The organism is Actinospica durhamensis, assembly GCF_018139695.1.
Taxonomy (GTDB): domain Bacteria; phylum Actinomycetota; class Actinomycetes; order Streptomycetales; family Catenulisporaceae; genus Actinospica; species Actinospica durhamensis.
Map to the genome: position 1 here is coordinate 1 of NZ_JAGSOG010000120.1, position 24,189 is coordinate 24,189.

Sequence of the window (24,189 nt, forward strand, 5' to 3'; positions counted from 1 at the left end):
GGGTGAGGCGGACCACGGCGGGGCGGGACGGCCCGACGCGCCCGGGACCGGGGCGCAGCCGCCCGGCCTGCTCGTGTACGGCGACGGATGGTCCCGCGCCGTGCTCGAGTCGGGGGCGCTGCGGCGCAACCGGGGCGCCGGGCTGGCCGGACTGCTGACCCTCTCGGCCGGGACCCGGCCGACCATGGACAAGGGCTGGGGGGCGGCGGTGAACCTGCTCGGCAGCGCCGAGAAGTCGACCGCTCCGGTCCTGCGCGCCCTGCTGCGGGCCCTGGCCACCGCGCCGCCGAGCGCGCTGCACCCCGACGGCGCGAGCGACACCCGGCCGATCCTGGTCAGCCGGGAGAACACCGTCGCCGCGGTGAACACGCTCTGGGCGGCCTCGCACGTCCTGGGCCCGGAGGCCGTCCCCGACCTCGGCGAGGCGCTCGGCCGGCTGCTCGAGGAGCCCTGGATCGCGGAGTCGACCGGCATCCGCGACGCCGGCGCCGGCGCGCTGGCCGCGATCGCCACGGAGGAGGCGTTCGAACAGCTCAAGGCCGTGGTGCCGAAGGCCCAGACCAAGACACAGCGGGAACTGCTGCTGCTGGCGATCAGCCGGATGCCGTGGGCCGCGCGGGCGGCGGGCACGGCTGAGGTGGCCGTGGCCACGCACGGCCTCGACGTCAGCGGCAAGCGCTCGCTGACCACCCATCACCGCAGCTACACCCTGGCGCTCAACGTCAACGGGGCCGTCACCAGCAGCCGGCTCGACGACGACACGGTGGTGACCGACGAAGCGGCGGAGCGGGTCCTGCGCACGGAGATCCGGGCGATCAACGCGACGTACCGCAAGGAGCTGGCACGGATCGAGGCGCTCCTCGCGACCGAGTGCACCTGGAGCCCGGCCCAGTGGCGGCAGCTGTACCTGGGCCACCCGATCACCCGCGCCGTGGCCTCGCGGCTGGTCTGGCGCCTCGAACTCGAGTCCGGCGAGACGCTCGACGCCATCCCTGCCTGGCAGCCCGCCGGCCTGCTGCGCGAGCTCCCGCACATCGCGGGCGGGCCGTCGGGCCCGGGCACACCCATCCCCGAGAACGTCCGCAGCGTGCAGCTCTGGCACCCGCGCGAAGCAGCCCCCGAGGAGCTGGCCGTATGGCGCGGCATCCTGCGTCGGCTCTCGATCCGGGATCACTTCGACCAGCCGTTCCAGCAGATCGAGCGGGCGTTCACGAGCGCGGCGCGCGAGCCCGAGCAGACCGAACTGCGGCAGTGGGCCGGAGCCGTGGCCGACGCCGAGTCCTGGCAGGCGACCTTGGCCGAGCTGCGCTGGAGCAGGGTGACGAAGTCGGGCGGCAAGGCGGCCGACCGCGAGGACCTGATCCACCGCGAGTTCCCGCAGGACAAGGTCACCGCGACCGCCCTGGTCACACGTATCAGCGCCGCCGCGAGCCCGGGCGGCAAATCCGGCGCGAATCCGGGCTCGAACACGTCCGCGAACCCCGCCGCACGCACCCAGATCCGCTTCGGCACCGCCTGGATCCACCGCACCGACGACAAGGCCCTGACCCCGCTGCCGTGGTCCGCCCTGCACCCCCGGCTGTGCTCCGAGGTCGAGCGCGACCTGTCCCTGCTGATGTCGCCCCCGTCGGACGCGGCCGCCATGCTCCTCGGCACGGGACCCGTCGGACCCGCCGGACCCGTCGATGCGCCGGGCACCCCCGCCGACGCGCCGATAAATCCCTCGCACCCCCATGTGACCCCTGACATCCTTCCCTGATGCGCCCAGAACCCGGACAAGTTCTGCATTTCTCCGAGGACCCGACGATCACGGCGTTCAAGCCGCATGTGGCCCGCACCGCCCAGGAACCCGACCCGTACGTCTGGGCCGTGACCTGGGACCGGGCGCCCGACTACTGGTTCCCGCGCCAGTGCCCGCGCGCCATGGCCTGGACCGCCCCCTGGACCACCGCCGAGGACGCCCGAGCGATCCTCGGGCCGGGCCACAGCCGGCGCGTCCACGCCGTCGAATACGGCTGGCTCGACGCGATGCGCGAGGCCACGCTCTACGCCTACCGCTTCGCCGCCGAGGACTTCCACCCCATCGGCGACCCGAAGTCGCCCCACGCCATGGTGAGCGACCACGAGGTCACCCCGCTCGCCCCGCCGGAGCGCGTGGGCGACCTGTTCGCCCTGCACGGCGAAGCCGGCATCGAACTTCGGGTCCTGCCGAACCTCTGGCCGTTCTGGGACGGCGTCATCGCGAGCACCCTGGACTTCAGCGGCATCCGAATGCGCAACGCCCGCTCCCGTCCGTAGCGGCGGGCCGCCCGCTCTGCTGTAGGCAGATCTGCCCACAGCAGAAACCTCTGCCCTGACCTGCCCGCGCGGCCGAGACTGGAGTCATGACTCACTCCACATTCGATGACGACCTCGCGCACGAGCTGCTCAACCAGCGGGTCGTCTTCCTCGGCCGCGAGGTGGACGACGGACTCGCCGAGCGCGTCTGCGCCCAACTGCTCGTGCTGTCCGCGCAGGACGCGCACGCCGACATCAGCATGTTCATCAACAGCCCGGGCGGGTCGGTCACCGCGGGCCTCGCCATCTACGACACCATGCGCCTGATCCCCAACGACGTCGCCACCGTGGCCACCGGCTTCGCCGCGAGCATGGGCCAGCTGCTGCTCACCGCGGGCCCGCCCGGCAAGCGCTTCGCCCTGGCCAACGCCCGCGTGATGATGCACCAGCCCTCCGCCGGCATCGGCGGCACGGCCGCGGACATCGCGATCCAGGCCGAGAGCCACGAACACGCCAAGCGCACCATCCGGGAGATCATCGCCGAACACACCGGCCAGCCCGAGGACACCGTGGAGCGCGACAGCGACCGGGACCGCTGGTTCACCGCCGAGCAGGCGCGCGAGTACGGCATGGTCGACCACGTCGTGAGCGCCCTCAAGGAGATCCGCCCGCTCCAACCCGTGCGTCGCATGGGCCTGTGACACCGCGTCCCGAACGCCGCCCCGAACACAGCCCACGAGAACGCCATCACCGGACGGAGCCCGAGCATGATCCAGTACACGATCCCCACCGTCATCGAGCGCACCCCGCACGGCGAGCGCGCCTACGACATCTACAGCAAGCTGCTGGCCGAACGCATCATCTTCATCGGCACCCCGATCGACGACGGTGTGGCGAACGTCGTCATCGCGCAGCTGCTGCACCTCGAGTCGGCCGAGACCGACCTTCCGGTGTCGATCTACCTCAACTCCCCGGGCGGCTCCTACCCGGCGCTCATGGCCGTCTACGACACGATGGGCTTCGTCAGCTCCCGGATCTGGACGTACTGCGTCGGGCAGGCCGCCTCGACCGCCGCCATCCTGCTGGCGGCCGGGGAGCCCGGCCACCGCCACGTCCTGGAACACGCGCGCGTCACGCTCGCCCAGCCGGCCAGCGAGGGCGGCCGCGGCATGGTCTCCGACCTGGGCGTCCAGGCCAAGGAGATGCAACGGATCAGGGCGCAGATCGAGCAGATCCTCTCCCGCCACACCCCGCACGACGTCGAGCGCCTGCACGCGGACATGGACCGGGAGAAGATCTTCAGCGCCGAGGAGGCCGTGGCCTACGGCCTGGCCGACCAGATCATCGGCAAGCGGGAGCTGCGCCTGCCCGGTCTGACGACGGCGGCTTAGCCGCGGCGAGCGCTACGCGACCAGGCAGAGCGTCGCCCTGTTCTGAACGCCCCGCGTGGCGGCGGCCGATGCGGCAGCGGCGGCAACGGTGGCGGCCGCGGCGGGCACGTTGGCGATGGGAACCGGCGTGGCGGCCACCGCTGCGCGCTCGTAGTCGACCAGGCGCCGCTGTATCCGCACCAACAGCTCCGTCATGCTGATGCCGAGGGCGCGGGTGGCGGCGGCGAGGACTTCGGACGAGGCCTCCTTGCGGCCCCGCTCGATCTCGGAGAGGTAGGGCATCGAGATCCGCGCGACGTCGGCCACGTCCTGGAGAGTGCGCTCCCTCGCCTGCCGCTCCTCGCGCAGCACCTCGCCCACGACATCGCGCCAGAGCGGTTCGCGGACAGTGGGTTCGCGGGCGGGCGATTCGCGGGCGGGCGATTCGCGAGGGATCGATTCACGGGAGGCCGATTCGCGAGGGATCGATTCGCGGGATTCGAGTTCCCCGGAGCCGCCACCGTCGCCGCGCTCAAGCATCATGACCTCCTCGGCACTGCCTGCGATCCCACCTTCCCTCCAGCGTAGGTCGCCGGTCGATTCCGGGAAGGGGCGAGTGTGGCGATTCGGCTCTGCTGTCAGCGAACACGTCCGCGCTCAGCGGGTGCCGCCGAAGCCCGCCTCGGCGAGTTCGGCACGCACGTCCTCGGCGACCGGGTCCGAGACCGACTCGTAGAGTTCCAGCGACTGCTGCCACAGCGGCAGCGCGACCTCGCCCTCGCCGGCGTCGTAGTAGGCCTTGGCCAGGCTCTGCAGCGCGAGCGCCTGGCCCGGGACGTCGCCGAGTTCGCGGCTCAGGCTCAGCGAGCGCTCGAGGTACTGCTTCGCAGCCTCCTGGTCCTGCAGCTGGATGTACACCTCGCCCAGGTTGTTCAGCGTCGTCACGGTCAGCTGTCTGTTGCCGAGTTCCTCGACGATGGCGAGGGCGCGGTGGAGGTACGGTTCGGCCAGGGCGGGGCGCTGCGAGCCGACGTAGATGCAGCCGATGTTCAGGCAGCTCATGCCGACGCCGAGGCGGTCGCCGAGTGTCTCCCTGATCTCCTGCGAGCGTTCCAGGCACCGCATGCCCTCGTCCGGGTCGCCGAGGCGGTGGTAGGCGCCGCCCATGTTGTTCAGGGCGATCGCCTGGCCGGTCAGGTCCTCGAGTTCGATCCGGATCTCCAGCGAGCGCTCGAAGCAGGTGAGCGCCTTGCGGTCGGATTCCTCCCAGTAGAAGTACACGAAGCCGAGGTTGTTGTGGATCCACGCCTGACCCACCCGGTCGCCGGCCGCCTCGGCCGCGGCCAGGCCGGCCTGGTGGGTGACCGTCCAGTCGGCGAGGTGGCGGCGCAGGTTGTAGAAGCCGAGCAGGGCGGCGGCCAGCTTCCACGCGTATTCGTGGCAGCCGTGGGCGGCCGCACACTGCACGGCCGCGCTGAGGTTGGCGCGTTCGGTGTCGCACCAGGCCAGCGCCTGCTCGTGCACGTCGAACTCGGGCGCGGGGCAGGACAACGGGATCGGCTCGAGCGGAACGGGTCTGGCCTGCGGCGCCAGCCAGGCGTTCGCGCGGGCGGCGGTGGCCAGGTACCAGCCGGTCAGCCGGGCCACCGCGGCGTCGCGCTCGGACGGCTCCTCGTCGCGCCGCACCTGCTCGGCCGCGTAGAGCCGGATCAGGTCGTGCATCCGATACCGGTCCGGGGTGGGCGATTCCAGCAGATGCCCGTCGACCAGGGATTCGAGCACCCGCTCCGCGCGCCGGGCGGTCAGGCCCAGCAGTGCGGCCGCGGCCGGCAGCCCGATGTCCGGGCCGGTAACCAGGCCGAGCAGGCGGAACGCGCGGGCCGGTGACAGCCCGTCAGGGCTCTCGGTCTTGGCCAGCGCCGCGTAGCTGACCTGGAAGCTGGCCCGGGCCGCGAGGTCGCCTATCTCGAGTTCGTCCAGCCGCCTGCGTTCGTCGCCGAGCCGCTGGGCCAGCGTGGAGACGCGCCAGTTGGCCCGCGCCGCGAGCCGGGCGCCGGCGATGCGCAGGGCGAGTGGGATTCCGCCGCAGGCGCGCAGCAGTTCGGCGCTTGCCTCGGGCTCGGCGGCCAGCCGCGACACTCCGGCCAGCTGCGCGAGCAGCGTCCAGGCCTCGTCGTCGGGCAGGGACTCGAGGCCGAGCTTGTACGCGCCGGGCAGTTCGGCCATCCGATTGCGGCTGGTGACGAGCACGGCGCAGGTGTTCGCGGCGGGAAGCAGGGGTCGGATCTGCTCGATGTCGCGGGCGTTGTCGAGCAGCACCAGCATCCGCGACTTGCTCAGCAGGCTGCGAAACAGCGCGGCGCGCTCGTCGAGCCGGGGCGGCAGCGTGGCCGGGTCCTCGCCGAGCGTGCGCAGCCACTCCTCGAGCACGTCCTCGGGTGCGCGGGCCTGCGCCTCGCAGGCACCGAGCAGATCCACGTAGAGCTGGCCGTCCGGGAACCGACCGGCCACCAGGTGCGCGACGTGGACGGCCAGGGTCGTCTTGCCGAGCCCGCCACCGCCGGTCACGGCCGCGATGGAGACCTGACCGGGGTCGCCCGAACCCGGGGTCAGCGCGGCGCGCAGCCGCGTGATCTGCTCGAGCCGTCCGGTGAAATCGCTTGTGGTGGGCGGCAACTGCGCGATCCGCGATCCGGCGGGCCCGTGCGTCCGCGCCTCGGCAACGTTGTCCTGTGCGGCAGGGCCGCGCGCGCTCGAGCCGCGCCCGTCCGCGAACGCGCCGGTGTCGCCGGAGCGCGCCCGGTCGAGCAGCGCCATGAGCGGCGGCGCCTCCACGCCGTAGCGGGTGGCGAAGGCGACGAGGGCGTCCGGGGTGATCAGCCTCTTGCCGTTGAGCCAACGCTCCCAGGACGCACGGCTGTAGTGGGTCTGCGCACCGAGCTGGGTGAGGGTGAGTCCGCGGGCATCCTTGAGCGCCCGCAGCTCCTGTGCCAAGCGACGCGCGGCCGGACCGATTCCCTCCGGCAGCGGTGACCCACTCGTGCCCGCCATGACCTCAAGCCCTTCAGCGAAGTCTGCTCGGCAGACATCTGCAGATCGGCTCGCCGAGAATAACACAGCCCGCTACGACCGTATCCACGGATTGTAATGGTCCTTTACCAGATCCGAGTCTCACCGGCCGGCTCCGACCGGCCCTTGTGCGCCGACGGATCAAGCCACAGATTCAGTCCTCGGATTCGGTACCCGGCTCAGAGCCGGTCCTGCCGCGTGGAGACGGGGCTCACCGCGGGGCGCCGGCCGCGCCGCAGGAACCCGCGCACCAACGCGGCGGCGGCCAGGAACACGGCGAGTTGGATCAGCGTCTCGCGCAGCGCGTGCGCGGTGTGCACCTCGTGCACCAGCAGCAGCGCGCCGAGGGCGGTCAGCAGCGGGCCGAGCAGCAGCAACGGCAGCGCGAGGAGTTTGGCCAGCTTGGCCCGGCGGTTCCACACGATCACCGCCTCACCCACCCCGGGGATCAGCCGCCACGGCGCGACGCGGCGCACCCACACCGGCACCTGCGGCCCGTGGTAGTGGCCGGTGATACGCCGGGTGAGCGCGCGGACACGACGGACCGTGCGCCATCCGATCACGGTGGCGAGAAGCCCGCACGCGAGCAGCAGCACTCCTGCCATCGTTCGCGACCTCACCTCGAATGGACAAACCCCACGAGAACCAAGTGAATGCCTCATCCGCTCAATACGCAAGTCTCGCCCCGGCCGCCGACGGCGTGAACGCCGATGAAGGGCGTGTCAGCGCAGGTCTCGGCCCGTTCCCGCGGCTAGGCTCCGCATCGGTGAACCCGAGGCCTGCAGGCCGCTGACGGAGAGGACTGTGGGGGCCCATGGCGGTCGAACTGCCGGGTGAACTGGCCTGCGTGCTCGGCGCGATCGGGGTGACCTGGCCGGACGTCGACGAGGAGGGACTGCGGGCGGTGTCCGCGCAGTTACGCGGCGTCGCGGGCGCGCTCGAGGATCGGCACGCGGATGCGGCGCGGGTGGTCCGGCAGATGCTCGCGGTGAACGCCAGCGCGTCGCTGGACGTGTTCGAGCCCTTGTGGGGCCGGGTTTCCGGCGGACATCTCCAGGATCTCGGCGAGGGAATCAAGGTACTGGCTGATGCGGTGTTCCAATGCGCCGACGTGGTCGAGAGCGCGAAGGCCGCGATGATCGCCGAGTTGACGACGTACGCCGCCGAAGCCGCCCACGGCGAAACCGAGGGCACAGCGGCGGCGCGCGAGGCGGTGAAGGGCGTCCTCGATCAGGCGATCGCGCAGATCGGCCGGAAGATCAGGGAGGCGACGACGGCCCCGATCCTGGCCACGCTCGCCTCCACCGCAGGCAGCCTCGGCGGCCAGTTGCTCGGTGATGCGCCCGGAACCGGCCGGGACGTGGGCGTTTCCGGGTTCGGCGGGATGTCGGCGAAGATCGCGAATATCCTCGGCGGAAGGTCGCCGCGGTGAGGGGCCAGATCGTCCACGACTACCCCACGCTCAAGGCCGGCGCCCAGGCCCTGTCGGAGTTCGGCACGTCCGTGCAGCAGATGGGCGGGCAGTTCAGACAGATCCATCAGCAGCTGCGCGAGCACTGCGCCGGTGACGAATCCGGGCTCGGCGCCGCCGTGTGGGACGCCACCTTCGACGCCGCCGACGCCGGTGCGCACGTCCTCGACCAGAGCGGGCGCGTGCTCGGCGAGATGGGCGCGCGCACCGATGCGAACACCGAGCGCATGTTCAGCGCTGACCGGGAGATCGCCGACTCGATCACCGGCGTCACGCGCGACCTCGGCCACCAAGGCGCGCGCGAGAACACACACGGCATCCCGCGGCAACCAGAGGCTTCGCCGGACGAACACACCGAACTCGCAGGCATCGGATACGGCCCGCCCTCGACCGGACTCGCCCCCGATCTGGTCCGCCCCTACGGCGGTCCCGGCGGCCTGCGGCACGACGATCCGAAGTGGCAGCGGGCCATAGAGCTCGGCTTCCCGATGGTCGTGGGCGGCGGCTTCGTCGTGCACGCGGACCCGAGGGCGGGCTGGGTGGCCAACGGGAACGACGGCGGCGACGCCGTGCCGGGCCGCGCCAACAACTGCGCCGACTGCGCCCGCTCGTTCCTGGCCTCCTGGTACGGAGAGCCGACCTGCGCGCAGCCGCGGGCGATCGACCCGGGCACCGGCGTGGACGGTCCCGACGATCCGGAGCGCGAGGGCAACGAGAACATCGTCGGCTTCGCCGGCACCGGCCACGCCTACGAGGGCAGCGGGGCGGCCGGGTATCGCCGCCTCGCCGCCAAACTGCGGGCCGCGGGGCCCGGCTGCGCGGCGATCGTGCAGATCGACTGGCCGGTCACGAATCCGGCCACCGGCAGGCCCTTCGTCGACCCGCACACCGGGACCCCGGTCCGGGATCCGCGCACCGGCCAGATCCCGATCAGCGGCGGCCACGCGTTCAACGCGGCCAACGTGGACGGCAGCGTCGTCTGGGTGGACATGCAGACGAACACCGTGAGCGACCAGCCCATCCACACCCGGCCCGACCCGGTGAACGTATGGTCGATCACGCTCGATGCCCGGGGAAAGCCGCTGAGGGTGGGGAGTCTCCATGCCTGAGAAGGTGAAGCGGCAGGCGTACGCGACGGACTGCCACCCGCCGATCGACGCCGCCGAGGCGCGCCGGCTCGCCGAACTCCACCTCGTGCCGGAGGCCGGCCTGCCCCCGGACACCTCGCTGCGGCTGACCGAGTTCGCATCCTGTTTCACCGTGACCAAGCTGGTGCCGCCCCCGCCGGTCGGCACCGACGGCATCCCGCTGCACCCGACCGAACCGGGCCGCGGCGTCGTGGTGATCGACAAGGAGACGGGCGCCTTCTCGTTCTGGCCCAGTCTGGCCGAGATCTCCGTGGCGGAGGCGTTCACCGCGGCGAAGGCGGCGGGCGGGCTGGAGTACGTTGCCGACTGGCCCGCCGCGAATACGTAGCATTCACCTGGGATGGCATTGTTGCGATGAAGAAGCTCAGCGCAGGCATCGTGTTGTACCGCATGGACGATCCGGCCCCGGTGTCCGGCAGTCCCCTGCGGGTGCTGCTCGTGCACCCCGGCGGCCCGTTCTGGGCCAAGAAGGACCTCGGCGCGTGGTCGATTCCGAAGGGCGAGTACGCCCCGGACCAGGACGCCCGGGCCGCCGCGCTGCGCGAACTCGGCGAGGAGACCGGCCTCGCGCTCGCCGACGCCGACCTCATCCCCTTGGGTGAGGTCACCCAGAGCGGCGGGAAGATCGTCACCGCCTGGGCCGCGGAACACGACTTCGACGTGGACACGCTCGTGAGCAACACCTTCGAGCTCGCATGGCCCAAGGGCACGCCGCCGCGCACGTTCCCCGAGGTCGACCGGGCGCAGTGGTTCGAGCCCGGGGAGGCCCGCCGCAAGGTGGTCACCGCGCAGGCCGCGTTCATCGACCGGCTGATCGCGCGACTGCGCGCATCAGGCCACGACATCACCGACCCGGTGGTCCCCGACACCACCGGATAGCGGCGGGAGCAGACCGGGGCGCACGCGGGGCGCGGGCAGGCGCACGCGGGGTGGCGAGATCTGGCGAGCTCGAAGATTCTTACGCAATTCGCCCCGAGCCCCCCACACCGGTTGGCACACTGCGTGAGGTGGGAGCCCGCACCGACTGCTCGGTGCGGCCCGCACCACGCCACGCGCAGGGGTGCCCGTACGGGGGCCCGTTGGAGGGATGCGACGATGGACCCGACGGAGCAGCAGCCCGAGCCGCGGCAGGCCATCGGGCGGGCGTTGGACCCCGTGGCGGGCACGGAGGAGCCGTTCCGGGCGTTGCTGGAGTCGGCGCCGGACGCGATGGTGATCGTGGACGACGCCGGCGCCATCCGGCTGGTCAACGCCCAGACCGAAGCACTGTTCGACTACACCCGCGACGAACTGCTCGGCCGCCCGGTCGAGATCCTCGTACCCGAACGCTTCCGCTCCCAACACGGCTTCCACCGCCGCGGCTACACCGCCAACGGCCAGGTCCGCCCCATGGGCGCCGGACTCGAACTCTACGGACTACGCCGCGACGGCGGAGAATTCCCGGTCGAGATCAGCCTCAGCCCCCTCGAGACCCCCGACGGCCTGCTCGTCTCCGCCGCCGTCCGCGACGTCAGCGACCGCAAGGCCGCCGACGCCCGGTTCCGGGCGTTGCTGGAGTCGGCGCCGGACGCGATGGTGATCGTGGACGACGCCGGCGCCATCCGGCTGGTCAACGCCCAGACCGAAGCACTGTTCGACTACACCCGCGACGAACTGCTCGGCCGCCCGGTCGAGATCCTCGTACCCGAACGCTTCCGCTCCCAACACGGCTTCCACCGCCGCGGCTACACCGCCAACGGCCAGGTCCGCCCCATGGGCGCCGGACTCGAACTCTACGGACTACGCCGCGACGGCGGAGAATTCCCGGTCGAGATCAGCCTCAGCCCCCTCGAGACCCCCGACGGCCTGCTCGTCTCCGCCGCCGTCCGCGACGTCAGCGACCGCAAGGCCACCGAGGCGCGTATCAATGAACTGGCGCTGATCGTCGAGTCCTCCCAGGACGCGATCCTGACCACGACCCTCGAGGGCGTCATCACCTTCTGGAACGCCGCGGCCACCCGGATGTACGGCCACACCACCGCCGAGGCCGTCGGACGGCACGTCTCCATCCTCGCGCTGCCCGAGTACAAGGACGAGATCGAACTTCTGCTCTCCCGGCTGCGGCAGGGCGAGCGGATCGAGCACTACGAGACCCTGCGGGTGGCCGCCAGCGGGACGCTGCTGGACGTGGACATCGTGCTCTGGCCGGTGCGCGACCGCGACGGGGCGGTCGTGGGCGCCTGCGCGATCGCCCGCGACATCGCCGAGCACACCCGCGCCAAGCGCGAGGTCACCCGGCTCTACGAACAGCAGCGGCACGTCGCGCTCACCCTGCAGCACGCGCTGATGGGCTCGCCCCCGGCCGTCCCCGGCGTGGAGAGCGCGGCCCGGTACTTCCCGGCCACGCAGGGGGCCGGCGTGGGCGGCGACTGGTTCGACCTGATCCCGCTCGGCGCCGGCCGGATCGGCGTGCTCATCGGCGACGTGATGGGCCGAGGCCTCGAGGCCGCGACGGTGATGGGCCAGCTGCGTTCGGCGGCCAACGCCCTCGCCCGCACCGGAATGCCGCCGCAACAGCTCATGCACGCCCTCGACGCGGTCGCGCGGGACATCCCGGACCAGCTCACCACCTGCTGCTACCTGGTCATCGATCCGGACGCGCGCGAGGTGACCGCGTGCAGCGCCGGCCACCTGCCGATCCTGACGGTGGAGATCGACGGGAGCGCGCGGCGCCTGCCGATCCCGGTCAGCGTTCCGCTGGGCATCGGCGAGGTCCCGCACCAGCAGGTCACGCTGGCCGTGCAGGACTGCACGACGCTCGTGCTCTACACCGACGGGCTCGTCGAGACGCACGACTGCGACCTCGACGAACGGATCGACGCGCTCCAGGCCCAACTCGGCGACGCACTCGCCGACGGCGTCGACCTCGAGAAGGCCGCGAACAGGATCATCTCCGCGACGCTGCCGCACATAGACCAGCCGCTCGACGACGTCACGCTGCTGCTCGTGCGCATCCCCGCCGCACCCGTCGCGCACGCCCGCGTCGACCTCGCCCCCGAACCGCGCTCCGTCGCCCTGGCCCGCCGCTTCGTCGCCGACACGCTGGCCGAGTGGGGCCAGGACGAGCTCGCCGACCAGGTGCGCCTCGCGGTCTCGGAGATCCTCACCAACGCCGTCCGCCACGCCCGCGGCCCGATCGGCCTGCGCCTGCACCGCACCGCGCACGAGGTCACGGTGGAGATCAGCGACGACAGCACGCACGTCCCGCAGCGCCGCGCCCCAGACCCGCAGGACGAGAACGGTCGAGGCCTGATGCTGGTCGAGGCCCTCACCGACGCCTGGGGCACCCGCCTGACCGACACCGGCAAGACGGTGTGGTTCACCATCGGCGACCGGGCACCGGCCCCCGTCTGATCAGGACTCCGAGGACTCGGCGACGGTGGCGGTCCGCCGCCGGCGCCGGGGCCGGAGCGCGCGGAATGCGAAGACCAGCGCCGAGATCCCGAGAGGCAATTGGAACTCGAAGGGGTCAGGCAGCATCGGTACGTGGTGCGAGGTCGCAAAGTGCTCGAGCGAGGCGATGCCCACGATCGCGGCCACACTCACCGCCGAGCACACGGCGCTCACCCGGCGGCTGGCCCGTGACGCGCGGTCGATCTTCCGGCCCGTAGCCCGCCGCAGCAGGGTGTACCGGTCGGCGACCCGCACCACCTTCGCCCGGCGACCCGGGGCCGTCCGCGCAAGCTCTACCGCCTGTGTCGGTTCCGCGGCCGCCAGGGCGTTCGCGGCATCCGAGGCCTTCGACACAGCCAACACGGTCGCGAGATCGGCTTGCTCGACCGCGAGATCGATGCTCTGCCCCGTACCGACGACGCGGAGGGCGTGGAACACGCGCGGGCGCCTCGAGGAGCCGAGCGGGAACGTCATCACCGCGTCGGTCGGCCCGATCACGCACGATTCATCGAACACGTACTTGCGTCGTGGCGAACCGATCGGATCGACGACGAGGCCCGCACCGTCGCCGACGCTGAAGAGCACCACCTGGTGCCACCGCAACTGCCCCACCGCCCGGACCCAGGCGAAACCGAGCTGGTCCGACGTTCCCCACCGCGCGATCGCGGCGTCCGCCTGCCGCTGCGAGACCTTGATCCGCAGCGTGTGCCGGGTCCTGCGCGGCAGCGTCCGGCTCGCCGGATGAACCTCCCCGCGCCACCGCCTCCGGCGTGCCAGCCCCATATAGACCTTGGCGCCGGAGAACACGGCCACGATCGAGCCGGGCACGGCGAACACCAGGAGGCACACGAACAGAAGACCGCTCATCACTCCCCGCCCTCCCGGCCGCCGTCGACATGTGAGCCCGACTTTAACAACAGCCGCCCGCCACGGCGCATGCGGAAATGAAAAGCCGTCGGCCACGACGCCTTCGTGCACCCCTCGTGCACGGCGTCGTGGCCGACGGAGAAACGGCGACGGCCTCGGCCGGACCGGTCATGCGGCTGAAGCCGATCGCCTCAGCCGCATGACCCGGTCACGGTGTACGGCCTAGAAGAAACGGCCCCACTCGAACGAGCGCAGGAAGTTCGCGTTCGGCGAGCCGACGCCGGTGGCCAGGTCGTAGCCCCTGGTCGCGGGCAGGCCCTCGTCCGCGTTGTACTGCACCAGGCGCAGCTGGCCCGCGTAGGGGCTGTCGGCCGGGTACTCGAAGACCACCGAGTCCACCGGGGTGTTGCCGATCTGACGCGGGTTGCCGGTCACATCAGTGGTCAGCGAAGCCCGCAGGTAGATCGCCGGGTTGGCGAAGCCCACCGGAACGCCGCCCTGTGCCTGCTGCGCGTCGGCCAGGATGCCCGCCCACGACGGCGCCGAGACCGAGGTGCCGCCGTAACCCGCCTCCGAGTAGACACCGTCGGTGGTCTGACCCACCAGCGTGCTGCTGAAGTACAGGTCGCCGTTGAGCGAGATATCCGGGATGGTGCGCTTGGGCGTGGTCTTGGTGCCGTCCATCAGCGTGGTCGAGATGCTCCTCGGCACCACCCAGCTCTGGTACCAGGGCTGCGGCTCCGTCTCGCTGACGCCGCCACCGCCGCCGAAGGTGCCCGCCGCCGCAGCCCACGAGCTCGCGCCGGATGCCGTGCGGCCGCTGCGGTCGTCACCCATCGCGGTCTCGAACCCGTAGCCGCCCTGCTTGTTCAGCCCCAGCGCCGTTCCGCCGACCGCGGTGACCCACGAGGAGGAGGTCGGCCAGTCGACCGAGGCCCGGCTCACGGTCGGGTCGCAGTTCAGGCCGGAGGAGACCGAGAAGGCATCGTTGTTCATGCAGTCGCCGGTGGAGAAGTCGAAGGCGATGCCCTCGACCGCACCCTGCTCGAAGACCTGGTCGTACGCGGCCATGAGCGACGGGTCGAGGTCGCCCCCGGTCGAGTAGATCGACTCACCCCAGGAGTTCGACACGATGTCGGCGAGGTGGTTGTCCACGATCTCGGCCTCGGCGGCGAGCAGGTCGCTGTCGTAGCACGAGTTCGCCGCCACCGTCACGATCTTGGCCGACGGCGCGAAGCCGTGCGCCATCTCGACGTCCAGCGCCTCCTCGGAGTTGTCGCCGTAGCCGCAGACGTCTTCGTTCGTCCACTGCGACGGGGTGCTCACCTCGGAGTACTGGCCGGGCGCGAACGGCTTGTCGCCGTGGTTGACCGCGTACTGGTCCGCGTCGGCCTCCATGGTGGAGGACCCGTACCAGTTCACGATCGCGATCGTCGCGCCCTTGCCGGTCAGCCCGCTCTGCGTGACGCCGTAGGCCTTACGCAGCTCGGACGGGTACAGCGAGCACTGTGCGAGCGTGGACGGGTCGGAGTACCCGGCCGGTATCGCGGGTGTGCCGGCCGGCGCCTGCTTCTGGCCGTAGTAGGCCGAGCAGGACGGGTCGGAGGTCGTCGCGGCCTTGCCGGTCGTGGTCGACATGGTCACCGCGTGCGTGGTCGCCTGCGCGAGCCCCGTCACCCCGGCCACCGCACTCGCCACCGCGGACGGGATCTGCACGTTGTGCTGCGGTGCGTGCAGCGTGCCGTCCGAGGTCTTGTAGTTGTGCATCGACGTGTCGAACGCCTTGGGGACGTCGGCCGCCGGACCCTTGACGTCGATCCAGTGGTCGGTCGTCGAGGTGATGGTGAACCCGGCACCGGTCAGCCAGGACGTCACCGCCGCGACCTGCTGCGACGTCGCCCCGAAACGTGCCTTGGCGGCGGCGGCGCTGAGGTAGTGGCGATACAGGGAGTTGGTCGGGTCCGAGACGTCCTTGGCGTACTCGGCCAGGCCGGCCGGGTTCTGGCCGGCCAGGAAGACGCGGACGGACAGCTGTGTGGAAGCCGCGGTCTGCCCCTGGTCGGCGGCGGAGGTCGCGTAGCTCGGGCTGCTGCCGGCCAGGGTGGTGGGACCCTGGGCGGCACTCGCCGAGGTCGCTCCCGCGACCCCCGCGGAGAACGCGGCCAGAACGACGGAGATGGCCGTCGCCGAGGCCATTCGCCTGTGGCGCCGTTGTACGGCTGAACTCATGGTGCGCAGTTCCCTTCCATAGAGGAGGAGATGCACTTAATGTCCGGATAGTGCTTTATCCGTACCCTCATTTAAAGAGGCATCGGCTATTTATATAGACGGTCCGCAGGGAAGACAAGGGGCTCATGAATTTTCGATGAGGGAACGGAATATGCAATCGGCGCGTGTTGAAATCAGTGCTTAACAAACGGCTGAGAACGGCGGCGTCGCCCGACGACGCCCGATGGCCGATTCCGCCGCGACAGGCATACCCGGCGGCCGTGCGGGCACCCGTTGCCATCCGTTCTCTGCGATAACGATGGGAAGGACAGACATGGGCGTCATCGCCGCAGTCCTGTTCGGCATTGCGTTCTTCATCCACGGCAGCAACACCTCCACCAACGTCTGGTTCAGTCCCGAGAGCCTGATGCTGGCCGGCCTGACCTGTCTGGCGCTGCACCTGCTCGGCGTCGGCACCGGCTGGTACGCGCGGCGCCGCTGACCCGGTGCGCCAATGGGCGCCGACTGGCACCGCTCCGCCGGCAATCACGCAGGTGACGGGATGTGAAACCCCCGGAACCGCCGCACAACCCCCTGATGCCGCGTGATTGCCGGAGCTGCGGCGCGACCGGAAGCCGGGGCCGCATTCGGCACGGCGAGCGCCGCGGCGGTGCCGAGGACCGCCACCGAGGCCGAGACCACGGCGATACGGTTGACCTCGCGCCCGCCGCCGGTCGCGGGCCGCGTCGCCGCGGGCTGGCATCATGAACAGGTGACCAACCGTGTTCTCGCCGCCTGTGACGGCGCCTGCAAGCGCAACCCCGGCCCCGCCGCCTGGGCCTGGGTGATCGCCGCCGAGGCCGACGGCAGCCCCGGCCGATGGGCCGCCGGCGCGCTGGGCGACGCCACGAACAACATCGCCGAGCTGACCGCGCTGGAGCAGCTGCTCTCGACGCTCGACCCGGCCGTGCCGCTGGAAGTGCGGATGGACTCCCAGTACGCGATGAAGGCGGTCACCTCCTGGCTGCCCGGCTGGCGCAAGCGCGGCTGGAAGACGGCCTCCGGAAGCCCGGTCGCGAACCGCGACCTCGTCGTGCGCATCGACGCCCTGCTGGCCGGGCGCGACGTGAAGTTCGTGTACGTGCCCGCACACCAGACCGACGGCGACCCGCTCAACGCCTTCGCCGACGAGGCGGCCAGCGCCTGCGCGGTCAGCCAGCAGTCCGCCACCGGAGCCCTCACCGCCGACCAGACCCGTCGCCTCGCCGTCCCGGCCGTCACCACCGTCCCCGCCGACGGCGCCTCCGCCGCGGCCAAGAAGAGCTCGGCCCCCCGAACCGGCTCCGGCACCGCCTCCGGCACGACTCCCAGGTCGATCGCGGCGAAGTACCCGGGAACCTGCGGCTGCGGCCGTCGTTACGCGGCCGGCGAACAGATCGCCAAGGGCCCGAAGGGCTGGGGCCACCTCGAGTGCGCCGCGGGCTGAGGGAGAACATCAAACCATTGTCAAGGCTGGTGTACTGCGCCGAAGCCGAGTCAACCTGTTGTAGGCCGGTCGGCCAGCCGGTAGGGTCTGCACGCCGTCGCCGGAATCCCGGGGCGGTCGAGACCACTCAGTCGAGGAAGTATCAATGCCTATCACCAGGTCCGGCATGCGCAACCAGGTCATCGAGAACCTGAGCGTCGTCGCTCCCCCCGGTGAGCAGTTCGTCGCCTGCGCGCACGGCATGACCGGACCCAGCCCCTGGGTCGACGGCCTGATCGGGGGCCTCGGCGCGCTGATCATGCAGATGTTCCGCGACTACTACTTCGTCACGCTCACGAACACCAGCGTCGTGGTCAACCGGGCCGGTCGGATAGCCAACCGCCCCAAGGAGATCGTCGCCGCGATCCCCGTCGCCTCCGGGGCGATCGGCGAGGTGCGCAAGGGCAAGATCTGGGGCAAGATCTACATCCAGTTCCCCGGCGAGGACAAGCCCACCAAGATCAACGTGCACCGGATCTGGAACGCGGACCTCGACAAGTTCGCCGCCGCGGCCGCTTCCAACGCGCACATCCCCGGCCCGACGGCCGGCCAGTAGGACCCGCGGAACCGGCGACCGGCCGGTTCCGGATCCGCGAACTGATATCGCATGATTTACGCACCGGTGACGTGCCGGGTTCCGTTTTCCGAGGCGATCTCTCCCAGGCGAGTCGAGCACTACAACCCTCGGTAGCGATCCGATACGGTCGGGATCGTGCTCCCAGCCGACATCGAAGCCCTCCTGGTTCCCGGCCGTCCCGCGCTGCGCGGCAGCCTGCTGCTGACCGCCGTCAGCAGTCCCGACCTCAAGACGAACAAGGCTCGCAGTGCTCTGCACCGCGTCTCGCTGCACGGTGACGCGTGGCCGTGGACGCTGGGGCAGCACGACTCGGCCCCGGCGATCTCGCCCGACGGCCGCTGGGTGGCGTTCCTGCGCCGCGAGAACGGCGAAGGCGCCGACGCACATCCCCAGCTGCACGTCATCCCGGTCGACGGGGGCGAGGCCAAGCGGCTGACGGCCTCGCCGCTCGGGGTCGGCAGCCCGGTGTGGGCGCCGGACTCGCAGCGGATCGCGTTCGTCGCGCGGATCCCCGAAGCCGGCCGCTACGGCACCGCGGACGGCGACGGGGAGAGCCCGGAGGCGGTGGCCGAGGCGCCACGCCGGATCACGCGGATGGATTACCGCGTCGACAACGTCGGCTTCCTGCGCGACCGGATGAAGCGGCTGTTCGTCATCGACGTGATCACCGCGCTCGAGGCCGCGGAGGTCCTCGAGCTCAAGCCGCTGACCGACGGCGGTTTCGACGCCGACGATCCCGCGTGGACCCCCGACGGCACCCGGGTCGTCTTCACCGCGCCGCCGCAGTGGGGCGCGTCGGAATCCTCCTCCCAGGACATCTGCGCGGTCCTGGCCGACGGCGGGGAGGCCGAGGTGGTCGTGGTGTGCCCCGGCTCCTGCGAGCACCCGGCCTTCGGCGAGGACGGCACGCTGTTCTTCTACTGCGAGTCCCACGAGGAGCAGCTCGTGGCCTCGAACACCGGGCTCTACGCGGCGGTCCCGCGCTTCGGCGAAGGATCGGTCGAACCGCGCAGGCTCACCGACGCCGAGACGGTCGACTGCGAGAGCTCGGCCGGCCCGCCGGTGCCCGTCGGCGCCGAAGTCCTCGTCGCGGTCCGCAACCGGGGCGCGGTCGAACTGCGCGCCGTGGCCGCAGGTGCCGAGACCGCGCGGCTCACCGAACTGCGCGTGCTCTACGCGCAGCACGCCGCCGTGCGCGCGTTCGCCGCCGACGGCCAGGTGATCGTCGCGGTCGTGGCCACACCGCAGAGCGCCGGCGACATCGTCGTGTTCGACGAAAGCGGCACGCGCACCCTGACCGACTACTCCCAGGAGTTGCGTAGCAGGGGACTGCGTCCGGTCGAAGAGCTGACCACGACGGCCCCCGACGGCTATCCGGTGCACGGCTGGCTGGTCCTGCCCGAAGGCGAGGGCCCACACCCGGTGCTGCGCGTCGTGCACGGCGGCCCGTTCACCCAGCAGGACTGGGGAATCTTCGACGAGGCCCAGGTCTACGCCTCGGCCGGCTACGCGGTCGTGCTCGGCAACCCGCGCGGCTCCGCGGGTTACGGCCAGTCCCACGGCCGGGCGATCACCCACGGCTTCGGCACGGTCGACGTCGACGACGTCCTGGCGCTCCTGGACAAGGCCCTGGAACGCCCCGACCTCGACGCGTCCCGCGTCGGCATCATGGGCGGCTCGTACGGCGGATTCATGACCAGCTGGCTCGCAGCCCACCACGGCCCGCGCTTCCGCGCGGCCTGGAGCGAGCGCGCGGTGAACGCGTGGGACTCGATGCTGGGCAGCTCCGACATCGGCTACACCTTCGTCGACGCCTACATCGGCACCGACCCCGCCGTCCTGCGCGACCGCAGCCCGCTCTACCACGCGGACAAGATCACCATCCCCTTCGCCGTGGTCCACTCCGAGAACGACTGGCGCTGCCCGCTGGAACAGGGCCAGCGCCTGTTCGTCGCCCTGCGCCGGGCCGGCGTGGACGCGGAGTTCCTCCTGTTCCCCGGCGAAGGCCACGAACTCACCCGCTCCGGCCGCCCCCGCCACCGCACCCAGCGCTTCGAAGCCGTCCTCGAGTGGTGGGCCCGGCACCTGTCGTAGCCACGACGCCCCGCCGCCGCACTCCTGCCCGGTACGGCCTTCGCAACGGATTCCAAGTCCGCCGCGTCGAAAGCCGTACCGGTCATCATCTATGCACCCGAATCCCCACTCGTGTCCGCACCCGCACCCGTGCCCGTGCCCGTGCCCGTGCCCGTGCACTCAGTGTCGGAATCGCCGCCGAGAAAGTTTCCACAGGCTGTGGACAACTCCGGGCGCTCCCACGCCGACAGTCCCCTGTGAACGTTGCGCGCAGCGCCCCACAATGTGCGTATTGCGGCTAGACGGAACAGAGTCCTACGAGGGGTGGGAATGTGTCCGACCGAAGCATGCGAACACTCGAGGAGAATGCGCTCGCAGATGCCGGGGAATTGATCGCGACCGCCAAGAAACACGAATAGTCCTCGCTTTACATTTCCACGAGTGACCTGCCCGGGCTGCCGGAATCATTGCGGCGGCTGACCAAGCTGACCTCCATCTCCCTGTCCATCGACGAGCGATTTTCTTTTCCGAGCTGGTTTGTCGAACTCGGCTCGCTCAGTCAAATCAGTCTCAACACCCACCCGCCGGGTGACCAGGCTGCCGGCGATATTCAGCGCGCTGCCTCGCCTCGCCTCACCTCGCTCTCGTGGATGGTCTCCGACCTGGACGTGACCCTGGACGAGGACTGGATTCCCGCTCTGCCCAGGTTGACCGACCTCTCCCTCATCGGGGACCGCGTTCAGCACACTCCCGGCGTCGATCTCGAGCATCTCCTCGCTCGAGCATCTGAGCATCGCCGCTGCGAGACTGGAGTCACTGCCCGCCCTCCCCGACGGAATGTCCGGTCTCATCAAAGCCAGCGTCGCCCCCTCTTCGCTTACCGAACTTCCCGACTAGTTCGCAACGCTCGAGTTCGTACACGAAGCAGCTCTCGTACGATGAAGAATCCGCCGCCCGAGGTGATGGACCAGGGCAGCGAGGCTATCCTTGCCTACCTGCGCGCACGAACCGCCCGAGCGCCGATTCGTCAGTGGGCTTCGAAACTGCTCATCGTCGGCGAGGCCACTGTGGGCAAAACTTCGCTGGCCAAGCAGCTGACCGGTGGCCGCTACGACCCGAACGAAGGGCAGACCCACGGCGTCCACATCGATCCGCTCGCTCTGGTGCACCCCAGCGAGCCGGACATCACGATGCAGATACGCGTGTGGGACTTCGGAGGCCAACTCGAATACCGCGCCACCCAGCGCTTCTATCTGACCGATCGATCGCTGTTCATCCTCGTATGGAACGCCCGGGCACGCTGGCGGGACGGCAAGGTCACCGCGTGGCTCGACGTGATCGCGGCGCGGGCTCCCCAGTCGCCGATCCTGATCGTGGCCACCCACGGCGACGAGCCGTCCGCCGCGACCCTGCCCAGCGACCTGCGTGCCCGCTATCCGCAGATCGCAGGCGTGTTCACCGTCGACTCGTCCACCGGCAACGGAATCGGCGAACTGGAAGCCGCCGTGCGCGAGCAGGCGGCAGAGCTGCCGTTGATGGGCACCACCTGGCCCGCTTCCTGGGCCGCCGCCGGCGACGCGGTCCGCGCCCTCCCCGGTTACACCGCCACCGCCCGGCACGTATGGCAGAGCATGGAGGCCGCGGGCGTCGATGACCAGACGGGCCGGCAGGTGATAGCGCGTTCCCTGCACGACCTGGGCGACATCGTCTACTTCGCGGACGACCCGGAACTGGCCAAGAAGATGATCCTGCATCCCTCCTGGCTCGACGCCCGCATCAGCGCGGTCCTCGACAGCCAGGTCGTCGCCGATGCCAGGGGCATGCTGAGCCGGGCCGAGCGCGACCGGATCTGGGGAGACCTCGACGACCCGGATCTGAGCGATCGCCTGGTCCGGATGATGGAGCGGTTCGACCTCGCATATCGCATCGGCGACGCGGAGACCAGCGACATGGTCGCGCTCATCGTCGAGCGGCTGGACGAGGCCCGTCCACCGGCCGCGGACGTCATGTGGGCCCAGGCCGGCCAGGAGCCCGACTTTCGGGAACTCGGGATCGCCTACCAGCTCAAGTCCCGTCAGGCCGGCATTCCGACGTGGTTCATCGCGCGCGAGCACCGCTACACCACGGGCGTGCACTGGGCGCACGGTGCGCTGCTGCACGACCGGGATCCGGCCCATCCGTCCTGGGCGATGCTCGTCGACGACGGCCGCGAGCAGCCCACCATCGAACTGCGGGTGCGCGGCAGATTCCCGGTGCGCTTCCTGTCCGTGCTCGCCGAGGCCTTCGAGCGGATCCTGGATCAGCGCTACCCGGGGTTGCTCGAACAGCGGCTGGTCCCCTGTATCTGCACGCCGAAGACCTTCGGCGCCTGCGCGCACCTGTTCTCCCTCGACCAACTGATCTATGAGGCCACCGACCGGGATCCGGGGGCGGACGGCAAGGTCCGCTGCCCGAAGACGGGGAAGCGGCTCGATGCCCGCACCATGCTCGACGGCCTGCGCGGCAGCGCCCTCGAGGCCGCGATAGACAGCATGCGCCATGACGTCGACACCGTGCTCAAGGCCGTCGATCGGCAGACCACCAGCCTGGAGCGGATCGACCAGCACGGACTGTCGACGCTCAACGGCCTGCGCACCCTGCTGGAACACCGTGCCGACGCCGGGCTGCACTGCCCCTCCCTGTTCGAGATCGAGGACATCGGCCGCACCGGCTTCCCCCCGGCGCGTACCCTCGAGCTGCGGTTGTGGTGCGAATGGCCCTACGGCCCGCACGGCCCCCATGCGCTGGCAAGCGGAGTCGGCGTCTACCACGTGCGGAAACTGCCCCCCTGGCTCAGTGAATACCTCCCCTACCTCACGGCACTTGCGACAACGCTCGGCCTCATCGTTCCGCTGGCCGGCCCGGGCTTGGCCGCCGCCGGCGTGCAGCTCACCGAACGCACCAAAGCAGGCTTCGAGTTCGCCGCGAAGTTCACCGAAGACCTCACCGAATCCGCGCTGAGCCGCACACCCAGCGGACTGCCCCGAGCCAAACCGGCCGACGGCCCGCGACGTCTCGCCGAGATCGGCGCGGACTTCCGAGCACTGCGAGCCGCACTGATCAAACTCGACCCACGCCAGGAGTGGGGCGGTCTCACCGCGAGAGAGCGTCCCGGGGACCGACGGATCGTGTATCTCTGCCGCGAGCACGTACGCGCCATGGAGTACCCGTACGCCGCTGCCGCCCCCAGCTGACGACGGCGTCCCCCGCCGAATGGCCTACGACCCGAGCGTGCGCTGTAGTCGGGCACGTGCGGATCCACCAGGCTTGGGCCGTGGAGCATCCCGAAGAGGTCCGACAAGGCGCGGGGCCGTTCACCACCCGCGTCAGACGGCGTCTCGCGGGCGGCGCCACTTCGGTCTGGGAATCCAGAACCGCACGTAAGCGCGGGACGCTCTCCATCCGCTCCACGGGCCGCGAGGGAGCCGTCCTACGCCGCGCGGACAGACCGACCCTCGCCCGCCTACGCAGGCTCAACGCCATCGCCTCCGTCGCCTTCACCATCGGCGGAGCACTGTTCGCACTCGGCGCCGCCCTGACCCAACTCGGCATCAGCAGTCCGACCGCGAGCGCCTCGATCTACTTCGCCGGCGGCCTCTTCTTCAACACCGGCGGCTACACCTCGCTCCTGCAAACCATCAACGCGCCCAATCCCGCAGCCGACGGCGCATCGCTGCTTCCCAGGTCATGGCGATGGTGGCGCTACGAACCGACCCGGATCGACTGGCTGAGCACCTTCCTGCTCTTCGTCGGAACGCTCGTGTTCGGCATCAACCTGCTGGACTCGTTCCTCCAGGGCCTCACCGCCCGGCAGACCAACCGGCTGATCTGGACACCGGACATCATCGGCTGCGCCCTGTTCCTGATCTCGGGACATCTCGCGATCTCCGAGGTCTGCCACGGCCGCCCGTGCTGGTGTACACGCAGCCTCGCCTGGTGGATCGTCTCCGTCAACCAGCTCGGTTCCGTGCTCTTCATGGTCTCGGCGCTGGCCGCCTTCACCCGTCCCGACACCGGAAGCCTCATCAACGCCGACATCGCCAACTGGGGCACCTTCGCCGGAGCACTGTGCTTCTCACTGGGCGGCCTGCTCCAGTTCCAAGAACGCCCCTGACACGCCCCGAGCCCCGAGC

At 70.7% G+C, this 24,189-nt stretch carries 20 protein-coding genes; 15 read left to right on the forward strand and 5 right to left on the reverse strand.

The window, feature by feature from the left end; all coding sequences use genetic code 11:
• The 4 genes from KDL01_RS22200 to KDL01_RS22215 all read left to right on the forward strand — a co-directional run.
• Window positions 1–1,759: DUF4132 domain-containing protein (locus tag KDL01_RS22200; protein ID WP_212530493.1), on the forward strand; the 1,759-nt coding region annotated here is incomplete at its 5' end.
• On the forward strand, window positions 1,759–2,298 hold the full coding sequence (locus tag KDL01_RS22205; protein ID WP_212530494.1) for a DUF6886 family protein: 540 nt from the start codon (window positions 1,759–1,761) through the stop codon (window positions 2,296–2,298). The genes KDL01_RS22200 and KDL01_RS22205, both read left to right, overlap by 1 nt.
• A gap of 86 nt (window positions 2,299–2,384) precedes the next feature.
• Window positions 2,385–2,978 (forward strand): ClpP family protease, encoded by a 594-nt coding sequence (locus tag KDL01_RS22210; RefSeq protein ID WP_212530495.1) that lies wholly within the window; start codon window positions 2,385–2,387, stop codon window positions 2,976–2,978.
• Between the two features lie 66 nt (window positions 2,979–3,044).
• Window positions 3,045–3,668 (forward strand): ClpP family protease, encoded by a 624-nt coding sequence (locus tag KDL01_RS22215; RefSeq protein WP_212530496.1) that lies wholly within the window; start codon window positions 3,045–3,047, stop codon window positions 3,666–3,668.
• A 12-nt stretch (window positions 3,669–3,680) separates the two neighbouring features.
• Here the strand turns inward: KDL01_RS22215 and KDL01_RS22220 are convergent, their stop codons facing one another.
• The 3 genes from KDL01_RS22220 to KDL01_RS22230 all read right to left on the reverse strand — a co-directional run bounded on the left by KDL01_RS22220 (window position 3,681) and on the right by KDL01_RS22230 (window position 7,321).
• A complete protein-coding gene (locus tag KDL01_RS22220; RefSeq protein WP_212530497.1) occupies window positions 3,681–4,190 on the reverse strand; it encodes a helix-turn-helix domain-containing protein in 510 nt (169 codons plus the stop codon).
• 114 nt (window positions 4,191–4,304) lie between these two features.
• Complete coding sequence (locus KDL01_RS44710; protein ID WP_212530498.1) at window positions 4,305–6,698, reverse strand: XRE family transcriptional regulator; 2,394 nt, start codon at window positions 6,696–6,698, stop codon at window positions 4,305–4,307.
• A 197-nt stretch (window positions 6,699–6,895) separates the two neighbouring features.
• Window positions 6,896–7,321 carry a hypothetical protein gene (locus KDL01_RS22230; RefSeq protein ID WP_212530499.1) on the reverse strand — a complete coding sequence of 142 codons (426 nt, stop codon included), beginning with the start codon at window positions 7,319–7,321 and terminating at the stop codon, window positions 6,896–6,898.
• Between the two features lie 209 nt (window positions 7,322–7,530).
• Between KDL01_RS22230 and KDL01_RS22235 the strand changes: the two genes are divergently transcribed.
• The 5 genes from KDL01_RS22235 (at window position 7,531) to KDL01_RS22255 (ending at window position 12,728) form a co-directional block, all read left to right on the forward strand.
• A complete protein-coding gene (locus KDL01_RS22235; protein WP_212530500.1) occupies window positions 7,531–8,148 on the forward strand; it encodes a WXG100-like domain-containing protein in 618 nt (205 codons plus the stop codon).
• Window positions 8,145–9,296 carry a toxin glutamine deamidase domain-containing protein gene (locus KDL01_RS45390; protein ID WP_212530501.1) on the forward strand — a complete coding sequence of 384 codons (1,152 nt, stop codon included), beginning with the start codon at window positions 8,145–8,147 and terminating at the stop codon, window positions 9,294–9,296. The genes KDL01_RS22235 and KDL01_RS45390 overlap by 4 nt, the downstream gene beginning before the upstream one ends.
• Entirely contained in the window at window positions 9,289–9,663 is a 375-nt protein-coding gene (locus KDL01_RS22245) for an SUKH-4 family immunity protein (RefSeq protein WP_212530502.1), read from the forward strand. The genes KDL01_RS45390 and KDL01_RS22245 overlap by 8 nt, the downstream gene beginning before the upstream one ends.
• 26 nt (window positions 9,664–9,689) lie before the next feature.
• A complete protein-coding gene (locus KDL01_RS22250) occupies window positions 9,690–10,214 on the forward strand; it encodes an NUDIX hydrolase (RefSeq protein WP_212530503.1) in 525 nt (174 codons plus the stop codon).
• A gap of 216 nt (window positions 10,215–10,430) precedes the next feature.
• A complete protein-coding gene (locus KDL01_RS22255; protein ID WP_212530504.1) occupies window positions 10,431–12,728 on the forward strand; it encodes a SpoIIE family protein phosphatase in 2,298 nt (765 codons plus the stop codon).
• Here KDL01_RS22255 and KDL01_RS22260 read toward each other — a convergent pair whose 3' ends face one another.
• The gene (locus KDL01_RS22260) at window positions 12,729–13,730 is read right to left on the reverse strand and encodes a hypothetical protein (protein ID WP_212530505.1); all 1,002 of its coding nucleotides are present in this window, start codon (window positions 13,728–13,730) and stop codon (window positions 12,729–12,731) included.
• A gap of 126 nt (window positions 13,731–13,856) precedes the next feature.
• Window positions 13,857–15,830 carry a S53 family peptidase gene (locus KDL01_RS44715; protein ID WP_212530506.1) on the reverse strand — a complete coding sequence of 658 codons (1,974 nt, stop codon included), beginning with the start codon at window positions 15,828–15,830 and terminating at the stop codon, window positions 13,857–13,859.
• 346 nt (window positions 15,831–16,176) lie between these two features.
• Here KDL01_RS44715 and KDL01_RS22270 point away from each other — a divergent pair, with 346 nt between their 5' ends.
• The 6 genes from KDL01_RS22270 (at window position 16,177) to KDL01_RS22295 (ending at window position 24,170) form a co-directional block, all read left to right on the forward strand.
• Window positions 16,177–16,344 (forward strand): hypothetical protein, encoded by a 168-nt coding sequence (locus KDL01_RS22270; RefSeq protein ID WP_212530507.1) that lies wholly within the window; start codon window positions 16,177–16,179, stop codon window positions 16,342–16,344.
• A gap of 270 nt (window positions 16,345–16,614) precedes the next feature.
• Window positions 16,615–17,328: a ribonuclease H family protein gene (locus KDL01_RS22275; protein WP_212530508.1), complete on the forward strand. Its 714-nt coding sequence runs from the start codon at window positions 16,615–16,617 to the stop codon at window positions 17,326–17,328.
• 145 nt (window positions 17,329–17,473) lie between these two features.
• Complete coding sequence (locus KDL01_RS22280) at window positions 17,474–17,923, forward strand: hypothetical protein (RefSeq protein WP_212530509.1); 450 nt, start codon at window positions 17,474–17,476, stop codon at window positions 17,921–17,923.
• Between the two features lie 156 nt (window positions 17,924–18,079).
• Window positions 18,080–20,038: a S9 family peptidase gene (locus KDL01_RS22285; RefSeq protein WP_212530510.1), complete on the forward strand. Its 1,959-nt coding sequence runs from the start codon at window positions 18,080–18,082 to the stop codon at window positions 20,036–20,038.
• Window positions 20,039–20,484: 446 nt separating this feature from the next.
• Entirely contained in the window at window positions 20,485–23,250 is a 2,766-nt protein-coding gene (locus KDL01_RS22290) for a COR domain-containing protein (RefSeq protein ID WP_212530511.1), read from the forward strand.
• A gap of 80 nt (window positions 23,251–23,330) precedes the next feature.
• A complete protein-coding gene (locus KDL01_RS22295; protein WP_212530512.1) occupies window positions 23,331–24,170 on the forward strand; it encodes a hypothetical protein in 840 nt (279 codons plus the stop codon).
• Window positions 24,171–24,189 lie beyond the last annotated feature (19 nt).

What these genes read in the sequence shown, in the direction of transcription:
- KDL01_RS22250 (WP_212530503.1), top strand. Translation starts at nt 9,690, where the DNA reads ATGAAGAAGCTCAGCGCAGGCATCGTGTTGTACCGCATGGACGATCCG.
- KDL01_RS22280 (WP_212530509.1), top strand. Translation starts at nt 17,474, where the DNA reads ATGCCTATCACCAGGTCCGGCATGCGCAACCAGGTCATCGAGAACCTG.
- KDL01_RS44710 (WP_212530498.1), bottom strand. Translation starts at nt 6,698, where the DNA reads ATGGCGGGCACGAGTGGGTCACCGCTGCCGGAGGGAATCGGTCCGGCC.
- KDL01_RS22255 (WP_212530504.1), top strand. Translation starts at nt 10,431, where the DNA reads ATGGACCCGACGGAGCAGCAGCCCGAGCCGCGGCAGGCCATCGGGCGG.
- KDL01_RS22220 (WP_212530497.1), bottom strand. Translation starts at nt 4,190, where the DNA reads ATGATGCTTGAGCGCGGCGACGGTGGCGGCTCCGGGGAACTCGAATCC.
- KDL01_RS22215 (WP_212530496.1), top strand. Translation starts at nt 3,045, where the DNA reads ATGATCCAGTACACGATCCCCACCGTCATCGAGCGCACCCCGCACGGC.
- KDL01_RS22230 (WP_212530499.1), bottom strand. Translation starts at nt 7,321, where the DNA reads ATGGCAGGAGTGCTGCTGCTCGCGTGCGGGCTTCTCGCCACCGTGATC.
- KDL01_RS44715 (WP_212530506.1), bottom strand. Translation starts at nt 15,830, where the DNA reads ATGGCCTCGGCGACGGCCATCTCCGTCGTTCTGGCCGCGTTCTCCGCG.
- KDL01_RS22245 (WP_212530502.1), top strand. Translation starts at nt 9,289, where the DNA reads ATGCCTGAGAAGGTGAAGCGGCAGGCGTACGCGACGGACTGCCACCCG.
- KDL01_RS22235 (WP_212530500.1), top strand. Translation starts at nt 7,531, where the DNA reads ATGGCGGTCGAACTGCCGGGTGAACTGGCCTGCGTGCTCGGCGCGATC.
- KDL01_RS22205 (WP_212530494.1), top strand. Translation starts at nt 1,759, where the DNA reads ATGCGCCCAGAACCCGGACAAGTTCTGCATTTCTCCGAGGACCCGACG.
- KDL01_RS22270 (WP_212530507.1), top strand. Translation starts at nt 16,177, where the DNA reads ATGGGCGTCATCGCCGCAGTCCTGTTCGGCATTGCGTTCTTCATCCAC.
- KDL01_RS22210 (WP_212530495.1), top strand. Translation starts at nt 2,385, where the DNA reads ATGACTCACTCCACATTCGATGACGACCTCGCGCACGAGCTGCTCAAC.